Raw genomic sequence first — 1,005 nt, forward strand, 5'->3', positions numbered from 1 at the left:
CGGCACCGCCCTGGTGGTCCTCACCCCCACACCTGCTGAGGAGGGAACGTTCTCCCTGACCGGGTACACGGTCCTGGTCTGCGGCCGGATCCTGATCGGCCTCGCCGTCGGCGGAGCCTCCACGGTCGTGCCGGTGTACCTGGCCGAGCTCGCCCCCTACGAGATCCGCGGATCGATCACCGGCCGCAACGAACTGGCGATCGTGTTCGGCCAGCTGGCCGCCTTCGTGATGAACGCGATCATCGCCGTCACCCTCGGCGACGTCGTGGAGGGCATCTGGCGGATCATGTTCGCCGTCTCCGCGCTGCCGGCGATCGGATTGTTCATCGGGATGCTGCGCATGCCCGAGTCCCCGCGCTGGCTCACCGAGAAGGGCCGGTACGACGAGGCTCTGGCGGTGCTGGAGACGGTCCGCCCGGCCGATCGCGCGAAGGCCGAGCTGCAGGAGATCGAGCGGATCGCCGCCATCGAGGTCCAGGCCCACCAGATCGGGCTGAAAGCGGTCCTGACGAACAAGTGGCTGCTGCGGATCATCCTGGTCGGTATCGGGGTGTCCATGACCCAGCAGCTGACCGGCATCAACTCCGTCATGTACTACGGCACCCGCATCCTGGAGGAGTCCGGGATGACCGCCCAGCAGGCCGTGCTGGCCAACATCGCCTTCGGTGCCGTGGCCGTGATCGGTGGCATCATCGCCCTGTACAACATGGACCGGCTCGACCGGCGCAAGACCTTCATCATCGGCCTGAGCCTCACCACGACCTGCCACCTGCTGATCGGGATCGCCGGCAACCTGCTGCCCGAAGGCAACCCGGCCCGCCCGATCGTGATCCTCATCCTCGTGGTCGCCTTCGTGCTCTCGATGCAGACGTTCCTCAACGTCGCCGTCTGGGTGTGGCTGGCGGAGATCTTCCCGCTGCACATGCGGGGACTGGGCATCGGCATCTCGGTGTTCTTCGGCTGGACCATGAACGGTTTCCTGGCCCTGTTCTTCCCCTCCCTCGT

The 1,005-nt window shown here is 66.6% G+C and carries 1 protein-coding gene; it reads left to right on the forward strand.

Translation table 11 applies throughout. From position 1 onward, the window contains the following. Positions 1–1,005 (forward strand): MFS transporter (locus RF640_RS18830; protein ID WP_368828659.1); only part of this gene is annotated, 1,005 nt, incomplete at both ends.

The organism is Kocuria sp. CPCC 205231 (genome assembly GCF_040980965.1).
Lineage (GTDB): Bacteria > Actinomycetota > Actinomycetes > Actinomycetales > Micrococcaceae > Kocuria > Kocuria rosea.